General features: G+C 72.0%; 15 protein-coding genes. 9 read left to right on the top strand and 6 right to left on the bottom strand.

Annotation, left to right across the window (positions count from 1 at the left end):
- The first annotated feature begins 278 nt into the window (after positions 1 to 278).
- Entirely contained in the window at positions 279 to 629 is a 351-nt protein-coding gene (locus ACFVS6_RS00250) for a WhiB family transcriptional regulator (RefSeq protein WP_281208027.1), read from the top strand.
- A 37-nt stretch (positions 630 to 666) separates the two neighbouring features.
- Here the strand turns inward: ACFVS6_RS00250 and ACFVS6_RS00245 are convergent, their stop codons facing one another.
- Together ACFVS6_RS00245 and ACFVS6_RS00240 are read right to left on the bottom strand one after the other, a co-directional pair.
- Positions 667 to 1,905 carry an ArsA family ATPase gene (locus ACFVS6_RS00245; RefSeq protein WP_389699707.1) on the bottom strand — a complete coding sequence of 413 codons (1,239 nt, stop codon included), beginning with the start codon at positions 1,903 to 1,905 and terminating at the stop codon, positions 667 to 669.
- Positions 1,902 to 2,888 carry an ArsA-related P-loop ATPase gene (locus ACFVS6_RS00240; protein WP_389699706.1) on the bottom strand — a complete coding sequence of 329 codons (987 nt, stop codon included), beginning with the start codon at positions 2,886 to 2,888 and terminating at the stop codon, positions 1,902 to 1,904. The genes ACFVS6_RS00245 and ACFVS6_RS00240 overlap by 4 nt, the downstream gene beginning before the upstream one ends.
- 72 nt (positions 2,889 to 2,960) lie before the next feature.
- Here ACFVS6_RS00240 and ACFVS6_RS00235 point away from each other — a divergent pair, with 72 nt between their 5' ends.
- The 5 genes from ACFVS6_RS00235 (at position 2,961) to ACFVS6_RS00215 (ending at position 5,846) form a co-directional block, all read left to right on the top strand.
- Complete coding sequence (locus tag ACFVS6_RS00235; protein WP_007264966.1) at positions 2,961 to 3,122, top strand: DUF4177 domain-containing protein; 162 nt, start codon at positions 2,961 to 2,963, stop codon at positions 3,120 to 3,122.
- The gene (locus ACFVS6_RS00230; protein ID WP_388890750.1) at positions 3,119 to 3,592 is read left to right on the top strand and encodes a RidA family protein; all 474 of its coding nucleotides are present in this window, start codon (positions 3,119 to 3,121) and stop codon (positions 3,590 to 3,592) included. Before ACFVS6_RS00235 ends, ACFVS6_RS00230 begins: the two co-directional genes overlap by 4 nt.
- Before the next feature lie 201 nt (positions 3,593 to 3,793).
- Positions 3,794 to 4,708 (top strand): NUDIX hydrolase, encoded by a 915-nt coding sequence (locus tag ACFVS6_RS00225; protein WP_389699705.1) that lies wholly within the window; start codon positions 3,794 to 3,796, stop codon positions 4,706 to 4,708.
- Entirely contained in the window at positions 4,705 to 5,550 is an 846-nt protein-coding gene (locus ACFVS6_RS00220; protein ID WP_389699704.1) for an MBL fold metallo-hydrolase, read from the top strand. Before ACFVS6_RS00225 ends, ACFVS6_RS00220 begins: the two co-directional genes overlap by 4 nt.
- Positions 5,547 to 5,846, top strand: a complete 300-nt coding sequence (locus tag ACFVS6_RS00215; RefSeq protein WP_389699703.1) for a hypothetical protein — start codon at positions 5,547 to 5,549, stop codon at positions 5,844 to 5,846. Before ACFVS6_RS00220 ends, ACFVS6_RS00215 begins: the two co-directional genes overlap by 4 nt.
- A 28-nt stretch (positions 5,847 to 5,874) precedes the next feature.
- On the opposite strand, the gene ACFVS6_RS00210 is transcribed toward ACFVS6_RS00215, so the two are convergent.
- Positions 5,875 to 6,678, bottom strand: a complete 804-nt coding sequence (locus ACFVS6_RS00210) for a nucleotidyltransferase domain-containing protein (RefSeq protein WP_389699702.1) — start codon at positions 6,676 to 6,678, stop codon at positions 5,875 to 5,877.
- A gap of 197 nt (positions 6,679 to 6,875) precedes the next feature.
- The gene (locus tag ACFVS6_RS00205) at positions 6,876 to 7,550 is read right to left on the bottom strand and encodes a Crp/Fnr family transcriptional regulator (protein ID WP_003981529.1); all 675 of its coding nucleotides are present in this window, start codon (positions 7,548 to 7,550) and stop codon (positions 6,876 to 6,878) included.
- A gap of 248 nt (positions 7,551 to 7,798) precedes the next feature.
- On the opposite strand from ACFVS6_RS00205, the gene nth reads away from it, so the two are divergent.
- From nth to ACFVS6_RS00190, 3 genes are all read left to right on the top strand, one after another.
- Positions 7,799 to 8,671 (top strand): endonuclease III, encoded by an 873-nt coding sequence (nth, locus tag ACFVS6_RS00200; protein ID WP_389699701.1) that lies wholly within the window; start codon positions 7,799 to 7,801, stop codon positions 8,669 to 8,671.
- 129 nt (positions 8,672 to 8,800) lie between these two features.
- Complete coding sequence (locus tag ACFVS6_RS00195; protein WP_389699700.1) at positions 8,801 to 9,517, top strand: NUDIX hydrolase; 717 nt, start codon at positions 8,801 to 8,803, stop codon at positions 9,515 to 9,517.
- A 13-nt stretch (positions 9,518 to 9,530) separates the two neighbouring features.
- Positions 9,531 to 10,733 carry a MarP family serine protease gene (locus ACFVS6_RS00190; protein WP_389699699.1) on the top strand — a complete coding sequence of 401 codons (1,203 nt, stop codon included), beginning with the start codon at positions 9,531 to 9,533 and terminating at the stop codon, positions 10,731 to 10,733.
- Positions 10,734 to 11,173: 440 nt separating this feature from the next.
- Here ACFVS6_RS00190 and ACFVS6_RS00185 read toward each other — a convergent pair whose 3' ends face one another.
- Together ACFVS6_RS00185 and ACFVS6_RS00180 are read right to left on the bottom strand one after the other, a co-directional pair.
- On the bottom strand, positions 11,174 to 12,145 hold the full coding sequence (locus ACFVS6_RS00185) for an alpha/beta fold hydrolase (protein ID WP_389699698.1): 972 nt from the start codon (positions 12,143 to 12,145) through the stop codon (positions 11,174 to 11,176).
- Positions 12,142 to 12,603 (bottom strand): phage holin family protein, encoded by a 462-nt coding sequence (locus ACFVS6_RS00180; protein ID WP_389699697.1) that lies wholly within the window; start codon positions 12,601 to 12,603, stop codon positions 12,142 to 12,144. Before ACFVS6_RS00180 ends, ACFVS6_RS00185 begins: the two co-directional genes overlap by 4 nt.
- Between the last annotated feature and the right edge of the window lie 6 nt (positions 12,604 to 12,609).

Genomic DNA, 12,609 nt, shown 5'->3' with positions numbered 1-12,609 from the left:
CGAATGGGGTGGACACATGTCCGAATCTCGCCCTTCGCTCTGTCGGCCGCTTACCGGCAGCCCCCGATTTCACCCGAATCGCCGGAATGGTCGGGCATGTCGTCCGATCACTCCGTCGGGTGATCTGCCGCTTACCCATAGTCCGTTCGGACCATTCAAGATTGGGCCCGTCGGGGGTGTTGCACTGTGCCCACCTTCCGTAACGTCCTCAACTGGCAGCGGTGAATATGCCGCTACCGCCGTGGGGGAGCCTCGATTCGGGAGAGGACGGCGCCGGGATGGGCTGGGTTACCGACTGGAGTGCGCAGGCAGCCTGCCGCACTACCGATCCGGATGAACTGTTCGTTCAAGGAGCGGCACAGAACAGGGCCAAGGCGGTGTGCACCGGATGTCCGGTGCGGACCGAGTGCCTGGCCGACGCGCTCGACAATCGTGTCGAGTTCGGAGTGTGGGGCGGAATGACCGAGCGGGAACGACGCGCGCTGCTGCGCCGGCGTCCCACCGTCACCTCGTGGCGACGGTTGCTCGAAACAGCCCGCACCGAGTACGAACGCAGTACGGGCATCCTCACCATGGATGTCGAAGCGGAGATCGACGTTCCGTACGAGACGTACGCGGCAGCCGGGTAGATCACCCGGGCACCACGTACGCGAACCGTGCGAACGCCTATGCTCCGGCCGGTACCCCGGCCGAGAGGCACTCTCCGATGGCCCGTAGCCCGGCGAGGTCGTGCACGTCGCCGGGCAGGGCGGTCACTTCCGTCACCGCCACTTCGGGGTGCAGCGAGGTGAAGCGATCGCGTGTGCGCCGTTCACGCGCGATCACCTGCATCCGTTCCGCATGCAGGCGCAGCAGTCCTGCGGTGACCTCGTCCACGTCGGGGGAGCCGTCGTCGGCCGCGTCACGAAGTCCAGCTTTCCCGGACTCCTGATCGACAATGCCGCCGTCTTCAAGATTCTCTGCGGCGGCCAGGGCCCGTTCCGCGGAGAGTTGCCCGGCGCCGCTTCCGTGGACCCGGTTCAGCACCAGCCCGGCCAGCGGCATCCGTTCCGCCGCCAGCCGTTCGACGAAGTACGCCGCCTCGCGCAGGGCGTCCGGTTCGGGCGCCGCGACCACGAGGAAGGCCGTACCGGGGGCCTGGAGCAGCTTGAACGTCGCGTCCGCGCGGGTGCGGAACCCGCCGAACATCGTGTCCATCGCGGCCACGAAGGTCTGGACGTCCTTCAGCAGCGAGGCGCCCATCAGCTTGCTCAGCGTGCCCGTCATCATCGACATGCCGACATTGAGGAACTTCATCCCGGCCCGGCCGCCGACCTTGGCCGGAGCCATCAGCACCCGGATGAACTTCCCGTCCAGGAAGGACCCGAGGCGCTTCGGGGCGTCGAGGAAGTCCAGCGCCGACCGGCTCGGCGGCGTGTCGACGATGATCAGGTCCCAGTCGTCCTGGGCCCGGAGCTGGCCCAGCTTCTCCATCGCCATGTACTCCTGCGTGCCCGCGAAACCGGCCGACAGGGACTGGTAGAAGGGGTTCGCCAGGATCGCCCGCGCCCGTTCGCCGTCCGCGTGCGCCTCGACGATCTCGTCGAAGGTCCGCTTCATGTCCAGCATCATGGCGTGCAGTTCGCCCGTCCCGCCGCCCTCCTCCAGGGGGACCCGGCGGGGGGTGTTGTCCAGCGAATCGATGCCCATCGACTGGGCGAGCCTGCGGGCCGGGTCGATGGTCAGCACGACCGCCTTGCGACCGCGTTCGGCCGCCCGTACGCCGAGCGCCGCCGCCGTGGTGGTCTTGCCGACGCCGCCCGAGCCGCAGCACACCACGATGCGGATCTTCGGATCGTCCAGCAGCGCGTCGACCGCCAGCCTCGGCGGCGTGTCCAGGCCCATGGTGTCCACACCCTCGCTCATTCGGCGTCCGCCTGCTTGCGCAGCTCCGCGGCCAGCTCGTACAGCCCGGCCAGCTCCATCCCCGAGCCGAGCAGGGGGAGTTCGTACGTCGGCAGGTCCAGCCCCGCCAGGGTCGCGCGCTGCTCCCGCTCCAGGCGCACCCGGCCCGCGTGCTCCGCGGCCTGCGCGAGCAGGGGGTCGACCAGCCGTTCGGCGAGCCCACCGCGTCGGGCGCCGCCCAGCCCCGCCCGGGACAGGGCCTGCGCGATCCCGGCCCGGTGCTCGCCGGCCGCGGCGCGCAGGGTGTCCTCGTCGACGTGGTGCGGACGCACCATGTTGACGATGACGCGGCCCACCGGAAGGCCCGCTTCGCGCAGTTCCGCGATGCCGTCCGCGGTCTCCTGGACGGGCATCTCCTCCAGCAGCGTCACCAGGTGCACCTCGGTCTCGGGGGACTTGAGCACCTTCATGACGGCCTGGGCCTGGTTGTGGATCGGCCCGAACCGGGCGAGCCCCGCGACCTCGTCGTTGACGTTCAGGAAGCGGGTGATCCGCCCGGTCGGTGGGGCGTCCATGATCACGTGGTCGTAGACGAACCTGCCGGCCTTGTCCTTGCGACGCACGGCCTCGCACGCCTTGCCGGTCAGCAGGACGTCCCGCAGACCGGGCGCGATGGTCGTCGCGAAGTCGATCGCGCCGAGCTTCTTGAGCGCGCGCCCCGCCGAGCCGAGCTTGTAGAACATCTGGAGGTAGTCCAGCAGCGCACGCTCGGCGTCGATGGCGAGCGCGTACACCTCACCCCCGCCCCCGCCGGGCGCGACGGCGATCTTCCGCTCCTCGTAGGGGAGCGCTTCCGCGCCGAAAAGCTGTGCGATGCCCTGCCTGCCCTCGACCTCCACCAGAAGTGTCCGCCTGCCCTCGCGTGCGAGGGCGAGCGCGAGTGCCGCGGCGACCGTGGTCTTGCCGGTGCCGCCCTTGCCGCTGACCACCTGGAGCCTGCTCACAGCGTCCGAGCCTAACGACTCGGTCCACGGGCCGCGCATGAGGCCCGCACGACAGGCATTACGCTCGCCCCCATGACCAAGAAGTTCGAATACGCGACGGTCCCCCTGCTGGTCCACGCCACCAAGCAGATCCTGGACACCTGGGGCGAGGACGGCTGGGAGCTCGTCCAGGTCGTGCCCGGCCCGAACAACCCCGAGCAGCTCGTGGCCTACCTCAAGCGGGAGAAGGCATGAGCGGCGTCGTCGACGCGAAGCTGGCCGAGCTCGGCCTGACGCTGCCGGAGGTCGTTCCTCCGCTGGCCACCTACCAGCCGGCCGTGCGCTCGGGTTCCTACGTGTTCACCGCGGGCCAGCTGCCGATGGTCAAGGGCAGCCTGCCGGTGACCGGCAAGGTCGGCGCCGAGGTGTCCGCGGAGCAGGCCAAGGAGCTCGCCGCGACCTGCGCGCTGAACGCCCTGGCCGCCGTCAAGTCGGTGGTCGGTGACCTCGACAAGATCGCCCGCGTCGTCAAGGTCGTCGGTTTCATCGCCTCCGCCCCGGACTTCACCGCCCAGCCGGGCGTGCTGAACGGTGCGAGCGAGCTGCTGGGCGCCGTCCTCGGCGAGAAGGGCGTCCACGCCCGCAGCGCGGTCGGCGTGGCGGTCCTGCCGCTCGACGCCCCCGTCGAGGTCGAGATCCAGGTGGAGCTGGTCCCCGGAGCCTGACACGGGCTTCCCGCCGCGCGGCCGCCGTCGGCCGCGCGGACTCCGGCCGCTGCCCCGGCAGCGGCCGTTCCGTTTCCTGTGGCTCCGGACCGCGCCGGTCCGGAGCACGGCCCCGACCGCACGGCCGTCGGGGTCCGCCGTCGGGGCAGGTCACAGCTGGTGCCCCTCGAACATCGGGCCGGATGGTCGTAGCATCCGGCCATGCCGAACGGTCAGCACGGTCAGTCGTCGCCCAGTCAGCCCGCCGGGGGCCAGTGGTACCCCCCGGAGTGGCCCGACCGCATCCGCGCGCTCGCGGACGGTTCGCTCACCCCGGTCGCGCCCAGACGCGCCGCCACCGTGATGCTGCTGCGCGACACCTCCGCCGGACCCGTCGTGCACATGCTGCGCCGCCGCTCCTCCATGGCCTTCGCCGGCGGCGCGTACGCCTACCCGGGCGGCGGGGTCGACCCGCGCGACGAGGACCACCGCATCGGCTGGGCCGGCCCGGACCAGGACGCGTGGGCGGCACGTCTGGGCACCGACGCCGCCTCCGCCCAGGCCATCGTGTGCGGGGCCGTCCGGGAGACCTTCGAGGAGGCCGGTGTCCTGCTCGCCGGGCGGACCGCGGACACCGTCGTCGGCGACACCACCGGGGACGACTGGGAGGCCGACCGGCAGGCCCTCGTGGGCCGGGAGCTGTCCTTCGCCGAGTTCCTCGACCGGCGCGGCCTGCTGCTGCGCTCCGACCTGCTCGGCGCCTGGGCCCGCTGGATCACCCCGGAGTTCGAGCCCCGCCGCTACGACACGTGGTTCTTCGTCGCCGCCCTCCCGGAGGGGCAGCGCACCCGCAACGCCTCCACCGAGGCCGACCGGACCGTCTGGATCGCCCCGGCCGCCGCGGCCGACGGGTACGACAAGGGCGAGCTGCTGATGATGCCGCCGACCATCGCCACGCTGCGGTCGCTGGAGCCGTACGGGAGCGCCGCCGACGCGCTCGTGGGCGCCGCCGCGCAGGACCTGACCGCCATCGTGGCCAGGGCCACCCTGGAGGACGGTGAGCTGGTGCTCAGCTGGCCGGGCCACGACGAGTTCACCAAGCGGGTCCGCTCCGACCGCCCGGGAGGTCCCGCATGACCGACGCAGCGGCCCTGCCCGGCCAACCCCGCGGAGTGGTCTCCTCGGGGCGAGCGACCGCCCGTGCCGTCAACGTCCTGGCCCCCAACGCCTCCGCGATGACCCTGGACGGCACCAACACCTGGCTCGTGAGCGAACCCGACTCCGAGCTCGCCGTCGTCATCGACCCCGGCCCCCTCGACGAGAAGCACCTGCGGGCCGTCATCGCCGCCGCCGAGCAGGCCGGCAAGCGGATCGCGCTGACCCTGCTCACGCACGGCCACCCGGACCACGCCGAGGGCGCCGGCCGCTTCGCCGAGCTCACCCGCACGAAGGTCCGGGCCCTCGACCCGGCTCTGCGCCTGGGGGACGAGGGACTGGCCGCGGGGAACGTGATCCGCACCGGCGGCCTGGAAATGCGGGTCGTGGCCACCCCCGGACACACCTCCGACTCGCTCTGCTTCCACCTGCCCGCCGACCGGGCCGTCCTGACCGGCGACACCATCCTCGGCCGCGGCACCACCGTCGTCGCCCACCCCGACGGGCGCCTCGGCGACTACCTGGACTCCCTGCGCCGGCTGCGCTCCCTCACCGTCGACGACGGCGTGCACACGGTGCTGCCGGGCCACGGGCCGGTCCTGGAGGACGCGCAGGGCGCCGTCGAGTACTACCTGGCCCACCGCGCCCACCGGCTCGCACAGGTCGAGACGGCCGTGGAGAACGGCTTCGTCACCCCCGAGGCGGTCGTCGCCCGGGTCTACGCGGACGTGGACCGGTCCCTCTGGCCGGCCGCGGAGTGGTCCGTACGGGCGCAGCTGGAATACCTCCAGGACCACGGACTGATTCCCGGGGGGCCCGAGTGAACACGCTCTTCGTGCTGCTCGCCGTGCTGGCCACCGCCGGATGGATCACCTCGACCATGGCGCTGCGGTCCAGGGCCCTGGAGGACAAGGTCGACGCGCTGGAGCGCCGGCTCGGGCTCGTCCTGGACCACCTCGGCATCGAGGAGCCGGAGCCGCCCGGGCTGGACGAGGTGCGCGCGCTGATGCGCGACGGCCGCACCGTTTCGGCCATCAAGGCCTACCGGGGCATCACGGGCGCGGGCCTGGCCGAGGCCAAGAGGGCCGTTGAGGCCCTCGACCTCACGCCGCGCGCCTGACGCCTCCGGCACGGCGCCCGCCGCGCCCTCAGGGGCGGGCCGACTTCGTGCCGAGCCGGGCCGTGTACTCGTCCGCGAGCCATGGGCCCAGGTCCTCCACGTACCGGCGTGCCACGGCCGGGTCCCCGACGGGCTCCAGTGCCACCTCGGCGGCCTCCCGCAGCTGCGCGGCGCGCTCGGGGTAGTACTGGCCGAAAACCTCCGCGGACTCGCGCAGGTCGCTGCTCCAGCCGCCCCACCGGGGCATCACGAGGGTGAACGCGGTACGCACCAGGTGCCGGGAGAAGAAACGGTTCATCCGGCGGTACTCGGCGGGCGTGGAGGCGGCCTCGGCCCGCTTGCGCCATTGGGGGAGCAGCGTGGCCAGGTCGCCGTTCAGCTCGCGGGCCAGCAGGGCGTCCGGACGGTACCGGGGCAGGTGCTCGGCCAGGTCGGCCCCGAGCAGCGGGGTGCACAGGCAGGCGAGGAACCACCCCAGGTCGTAACGTTCCTGCTCGCTCAGCAGCCGGTCCTTGCCGAACAGCAGGACGCCGACGCCGTCGATCTCGCCGAACTCCTCGTCGAGCCCGCGCCCCAGCACCTCGGCCGTGTCCCGGTCCTCGTCGGTCGGCTCCCGGTGCAGGGCGATCAGCAGGTCGAGGTCCGAGCGCCCCGGGCGGGCCGTGCCGCGCGGCACGGACCCGTACAGGTAGGCGCTGTGCAGCCTGCGCCCGTAGGCCTCGGTGATCCGGCCGCGGGCGGTGGCGACGAGGGCGGCGAACTCCGGCTGCACCCGGCCCAGCGAGCCCTCCCGCTCGAAGTACCCGTACGCGTCCAGCCCTCTGTGCTCCATGACCCCACTCTGCCCTTCCACCGGCCGGCGACCGCCGCGCCCTACCGGAGCCGCCCCGCGCGCCCCCGTCCCGTATGCCCCTGTGGGGCGGGGCGGACTCGCGCTCGGCCCCGTACGTCCGGACGCGTGAAGGGGCCCCGCCCGGCCGGGCAGGACCCCTTCACGACGACTGCCGCGGTGCGCGGCGCGCGGGTGCGTCAGCGCGAACGCTTGGCGAGCCGCTCCACGTCCAGCAGGATCACGGCGCGGGCCTCCAGGCGGAGCCAGCCGCGGCCCGCGAAGTCGGCCAGGGCCTTGTTCACGGTCTCGCGCGAGGCGCCGACGAGCTGCGCGAGCTCTTCCTGCGTCAGGTCGTGGACGACGTGGATGCCCTCCTCGGACTGCACGCCGAAGCGGCGCGACAGGTCGAGGAGCGCCCGGGCCACGCGGCCGGGAACGTCGGAGAAGACCAGGTCGGACATCTGGTCGTTGGTCTTGCGCAGGCGGCGGGCGACGGCGCGCAGCAGCGCGGTCGCGACCTCGGGCCGGGCGTTCAGCCACGGCTGGAGATCACCGTGGCCGAGGCCGAGGAGCTTGACCTCGGTCAGCGCGGTGGCGGTGGCGGTGCGCGGGCCCGGGTCGAAGAGCGACAGCTCGCCGATCAGCTCGCCGGGACCGAGGACGGCCAGCATGTTCTCGCGGCCGTCGGGGGAGGTGCGGTGGAGCTTCACCTTGCCCTCGGTCACCACGTACAGCCGGTCACCGGGGTCGCCCTCGTGGAACAGGGCGTCACCGCGTGCGAGGGTCACCTCGCCCATGGAGGCGCGGAGCTCCGCGGCCTGCTCGTCATCGAGCGCCGCGAAGAGCGGGGCGCGCCGCAGAACGTCGTCCACGAGTCTCTCTCCTATGTCGACCAGCCTGGGGACCGCTCCCCATTTTGCCGGACGGCTCAAACAGTGCGATCAATCACAAGGATGCCGGACGGACGGGCGTGCTGTGCGGCGAGGGACCAATCGGAGTGGTGTTACCTGAGGTCCGGGCGGGTGTCGGCGGCCACCCTTAGGCTGGCCGGGTGTCCAATAAGCCGGTGAGAGCACAGGCCAAGGGGTCCGCAGGAGTGACGGGGACCCAAAATTCAGCCGTGGGCGAACAAGCCCCCGTGGCGTCGCCCAGGAAGGCCCCGCCCGCCCCCCAGGGCAAAGCTTCGGCCAAGAAACCGAGGCCGGTGGCCGCCGCGAAGCCGGAATCCCACCTGGCGATGGTCCGCCGGGCCCGCCGCATCAACCGGGAACTGGCCGAGGTGTACCCGTACGCCCATCCGGAGCTCGACTTCCGCAACCCGTTCGAGCTCCTGGTCGCCACCGTGCTGTCCGCGCAGACCACCGACCTGCGGGTGAACCAGACGACTCCGGCCCTCTTCGCCGCCTACCCCACGCCCGAGGACATGGCCGCCGCCGCGCCCGAGGACCTGGAGGAGATCATCCGGCCGACCGGGTTCTTCCGGGCGAAGTCGAAGTCCCTCCTCGGCCTCTCCCAGGCCCTGCGGGACAACTTCGGCGGCGAGGTGCCCGGCCGCCTCGAAGACCTCGTCACCCTTCCCGGGGTCGGTCGCAAGACGGCGAACGTGGTCCTCGGCAACGCCTTCGGCGTCCCCGGGATCACCGTCGACACCCACTTCGGACGGCTGGTGCGCCGCTTCGGGTGGACCGAGCAGGAGGACCCGGAGAAGGTCGAGGCGGAGATCTGCGCGATCTTCCCCAAGAGCGAGTGGACGATGCTCTCGCACCGGGTCGTCTTCCACGGCCGCCGCATCTGCCACTCCCGCAAACCCGCCTGCGGCGCCTGCCCCATCGCCCCGCTCTGCCCCTCGTACGGAGAGGGCGAAACGGACCCGGAGAAGGCCGAGAAGCTGCTGAAGTACGAGAAGGGCGGCCAACCCGGCCAGCGCCTGACCCCGCCCCCGGACTACCCGGGCCTCCCGGCCCCGCCGCTGGGAGCCCGTACGGAGGCCTGAGCGGCGGTGTGGCGGGTACGGAGCCGGCGGGAGCTCCGTCGGCCCCCGTACCGCCGTACGGGGTGTCGCGGAACGAATCGGTACCCGGACCGCGTTCAGCGGTGTGGGAGAACACGGACAGGGGTGCCTATGACGCGCGGGACACGGGACGAGACGACGGCGGCCCCGGCCGCCCGTGAGGGCCTGACCCTCACGACGACCGGCCTGCCCGCCTGGCTCGACCCCGTGGTGGCGGCGGCCCGGACCGTGCAGCCGCGCCAGCTCAGCCGCTTCCTGCCCCCCGAGGACGGCAGGGGCCGCCAGTCCGCCGTACTGATCCTCTTCGGGGAGGGGCCGCGCGGCCCGGAGCTGCTGCTCCAGGAACGCGCCGGCACGCTGCGCTCGCACGCCGGGCAGCCCTCCTTCCCGGGCGGCGCCCTGGACCCGGAGGACGGCGACCCCCACACCACGGGCCCGCTGCGCGCCGCGCTGCGCGAGGCCGTGGAGGAGACCGGCCTCGATCCGTCCGGGGTCCAGCTCTTCGGGGTGCTGCCCCGGCTCTACATCCCGGTCAGCGAGTTCGTGGTGAGCCCGGTACTGGGCTGGTGGCGCGAGCCCTCCCCGGTCGGCGCGGTGGACCCGGCCGAGACGGCCCGGGTCTTCACGGTTCCCGTGGCGGATCTCACGGACCCCGAACACCGGGTCACCGTGGTCCATCCCGGCGGCTACCAAGGCCCCGCGTTCCAGGTGGAATCTGCACTGGTCTGGGGCTTCACGGCCGGGGTGATCGACCGGATCCTGCACTTCGCGGGCTGGGAGCTGCCGTGGGACCGCTCACGTCACGTCCCGCTCGACTGGCGTGCATGAGACGGTGGCCCACGTGAACGTGCTGGACATCCTGTTGCTGCTCGCCGCCGTGTGGTTCGCGATCGTCGGCTACCGCCAGGGGTTCGTCGTCGGCATCCTGTCGGTGATCGGCTTCCTCGGCGGTGGTCTCATCGCCGTGTCCCTGCTGCCCCTCATCTGGGACCGGGTGACCGACAACGGCAGTCAGGTGACCACGACCGTCGTCGTCATCGCCGTCGTCGTGATCATCATCTGTGCCTCCATCGGCCAGGCCCTGACCACCCATCTGGGGAACAGACTCAGACGCCACATCACCTGGTCACCGGCCCGCGCCGTCGACGCGACCGGCGGCGCGCTGGTCAACGTCGTCGCGATGCTGCTGGTGGCCTGGCTGATCGGGCTGCTGCTCGCGGGCACCTCGCTGCCCACGCTGGGCAAGGAGGTCCGCAACTCCAAGATTCTCCTCGGCGTGTCGGAGGTGCTCCCCGCCCAGGCGAACACCTGGTTCTCGGACTTCAGCACCACCCTCGCCCGCAACGGCTTCCCGCAGGTCTTCAGCCCGTTCTCGAACGAGCCGATCACCGAGGTCAAGGCGCCCGACCCGGACCTGGCCAGCAGTGGCGTGGCCGAGCAGGCCAAGCTCTCGATCGTGAAGGTCGTCGGCACCGCGCCCAGTTGCAGCAAGGTCCTGGAGGGCACCGGCTTCGTCTTCGCCCCCGGCAAGGTGATGACCAACGCGCACGTCGTCGGCGGCGTCGGCGAGCCGACGGTCCAGGTCGGCGGCGAGGGCAAGCTCTACGACGGCAAGGTCGTGCTCTACGACTGGGAGCGCGACATCGCCGTCCTGGACGTGCCCAAGCTGAAGGCGCCGGTACTGGAGTTCGCCGAAAAGGACGCGGCGAGCGGCAGCGACGCCATCGTCGCAGGCTTCCCGGAGAACGGCGCCTACGACGTCCGCGCGGCCCGCGTCCGCGGCCGGATCAACGCCAACGGCCCGGACATCTACCACCGGGGCACCGTCCAGCGCGACGTCTACTCGCTCTACGCGACCGTGCGCCAGGGCAACTCCGGCGGCCCGCTGCTCACGCCCGACGGCAAGGTGTACGGGGTCGTCTTCGCGAAGTCGCTCGACGACCCGAACACCGGGTACGCGCTGACGGTGGACGAGATCCGCGACGACATCCGCATCGGCAGGACCGCCGATCGCCGGGCCGACAGCCAGGGCTGCGCCCTGTAGCAACCGTCGTCCGACCTGTGAGGACGTGTGAGGGGGCACCGCCGAGCGCGGTGCCCCTGCTGGTTTTCCGGTGTCCCTGCGCCGTTCCTACATGCGCGGGTGGCGCAGCCTGGCCGAGACCCAGCGGGCCCTGCGGCGCAGGATGCGTGGGATTCCGAGCCGGGGATCGTGAACGTCCCGGCCGGTCCTGTCGTGATCGCCCGGCGCTGCGGCCGAGCGGCGTTCTCGTGCGGTGTCACCGTAGTCGTGCGTCCAGCCCATACAACGAGCTGTGCCCGGGCCCCAAGGTCGGTAATCCCGTCCGGGGCGGCCAATTGGCCTATGCGCCGGGCAATTGAATGCTCGTAGGACAGCCATATGAATCGGCTGTCGGTCCGTCACCGGCGCCGGACGTTCCGTCAAGGACCGTCGTCCCGAAGGCCGGTGAGCGGCCGCGCCGATCAGCGGTCGGGCTCGGGATCTCCCAGCCAGTTCACGAGCTCGGTCGAGAAGGCCACGGGGTCCTCCTCGTGGGGGAAGTGCCCGAGTCCGTCGAACAGCCGCCACCGGTACGGGGCTTCGACGTACTCGCCGGAACCGGCCGCGCTGCGCGTGCGCATCACGGGGTCGAGCGAGCCGTGCAGGTGCAGGGTCGGTACCCGTACGGGCCTCTTCATCCGCCGGTTGAACTGGAGTCCGTCCGGGCGTGCCATCGACCGCATCATCCACCGGTACGGCTCGATCGAGCAGTGGGCCGTCGAGGGGATGCACATCGCCCGCCGGTACACGGCGAGTGCCTCCTCGTCGGCGCCGTCCCCCTGGGAGCGCGGACCGGACCAGTCGCGGATCAGCTCGCCGACGAGGGCCCCGTCGTCGGCGACGAGCTGCCGCTCCGGGATGAACGGCCGCTGGAAGCCCCAGATGTGCGAACTCGCCCGGGTCTGGCCGAAGTCGGCCAGCATCGCCGAGCGCCAGCGGCGGGGGTGCGGCATCGAGGAGACGACGAGCCGGCGCACCAGCTTGGGCCGCATCACGGCCGCCGTCCAGGCGAGGTAGCCCCCCAGGTCGTGCCCGACGAGGGCGGCGTCGGGCTCGCCGAGGGAGCGGACGACACCGGTGATGTCGAGCGCGAGGTTCGCCGGGTCGTAGCCGCGCGGGGTGCGGTCGCTGCCGCCGACGCCGCGCAGGTCCATGGCGACCGCGCGGTACCCGGCGTCGGCGAGGGCGGTCAGCTGGTGCCGCCACGTCCACCAGAACTGCGGGAACCCGTGCAGCAGGAGGACCAGCGGGCCGTCGCCGACCTCCGCGACGTGGAACCTCGCGCCGTTCGCCGCGACGTCCCGGTGCGTCACCGGCCGTCCGTCGGGCAGGTCGAGCCGGACCGCCGTGGCGGCGGTGGGCGGGGTGCCGGCTTCGGGCGAGGGGGCTGTCATGAGGTCGAGCGTGCCACACCCACGACGTTGTCACTGACCGGGCGCGGGTGCGGCTTGACCGTACCGACGAGGGCGGCGGTCTGCTTGACGGAGTCGATGGTCTTCACCGGCGGCTTGATCTTCTTGAGCATGACCATGGCCGCCAGCCCGACCAGCACCGCGAGCAGCACGAACGCGCCGAAGACGATCAGGAAGGACCAGGCGAGACCCAGCCCGAGATTGTGGATGCCGTACGCCGCGGCGAAACTTCCCACCGGGAGGGAGAAGAGCAGCAGCACTCCCGCGACGATCGCCGCGCCGCTGCCGATGCCCGCGCGCTTGACGTCCTGCTTGATCTCCACCTTCGCGAGGGCGATCTCGTCGTGCACCAGGGCGGACATCTCGGCGGTGGCCGAGGCGACCAGCTGGCCGAGCGTGCGCTCGGCTCCCGGGGTCCCCTGGTCCTCCACTGCGCTCATCTCTGT

This window comes from Streptomyces sp. NPDC057939 (assembly GCF_042887545.1).
In the GTDB taxonomy this organism is placed as follows: domain Bacteria; phylum Actinomycetota; class Actinomycetes; order Streptomycetales; family Streptomycetaceae; genus Streptomyces.
The sequence above is the reverse complement of the archived record's forward strand: the minus strand, read 5'-3'. Positions and strand labels throughout refer to the sequence as shown.

Coding starts and splice junctions, on each gene's coding strand:
- ACFVS6_RS00250 (WP_281208027.1), top strand. CDS start 279: ATGGGCTGGGTTACCGACTGGAGTGCGCAGGCAGCCTGCCGCACTACC.
- ACFVS6_RS00245 (WP_389699707.1), bottom strand. CDS start 1,905: ATGAGCGAGGGTGTGGACACCATGGGCCTGGACACGCCGCCGAGGCTG.
- ACFVS6_RS00235 (WP_007264966.1), top strand. CDS start 2,961: ATGACCAAGAAGTTCGAATACGCGACGGTCCCCCTGCTGGTCCACGCC.
- ACFVS6_RS00230 (WP_388890750.1), top strand. CDS start 3,119: ATGAGCGGCGTCGTCGACGCGAAGCTGGCCGAGCTCGGCCTGACGCTG.
- ACFVS6_RS00225 (WP_389699705.1), top strand. CDS start 3,794: ATGCCGAACGGTCAGCACGGTCAGTCGTCGCCCAGTCAGCCCGCCGGG.
- ACFVS6_RS00220 (WP_389699704.1), top strand. CDS start 4,705: ATGACCGACGCAGCGGCCCTGCCCGGCCAACCCCGCGGAGTGGTCTCC.
- ACFVS6_RS00210 (WP_389699702.1), bottom strand. CDS start 6,678: ATGGAGCACAGAGGGCTGGACGCGTACGGGTACTTCGAGCGGGAGGGC.
- ACFVS6_RS00195 (WP_389699700.1), top strand. CDS start 8,801: ATGACGCGCGGGACACGGGACGAGACGACGGCGGCCCCGGCCGCCCGT.
- ACFVS6_RS00185 (WP_389699698.1), bottom strand. CDS start 12,145: ATGACAGCCCCCTCGCCCGAAGCCGGCACCCCGCCCACCGCCGCCACG.
- ACFVS6_RS00180 (WP_389699697.1), bottom strand. CDS start 12,603: ATGAGCGCAGTGGAGGACCAGGGGACCCCGGGAGCCGAGCGCACGCTC.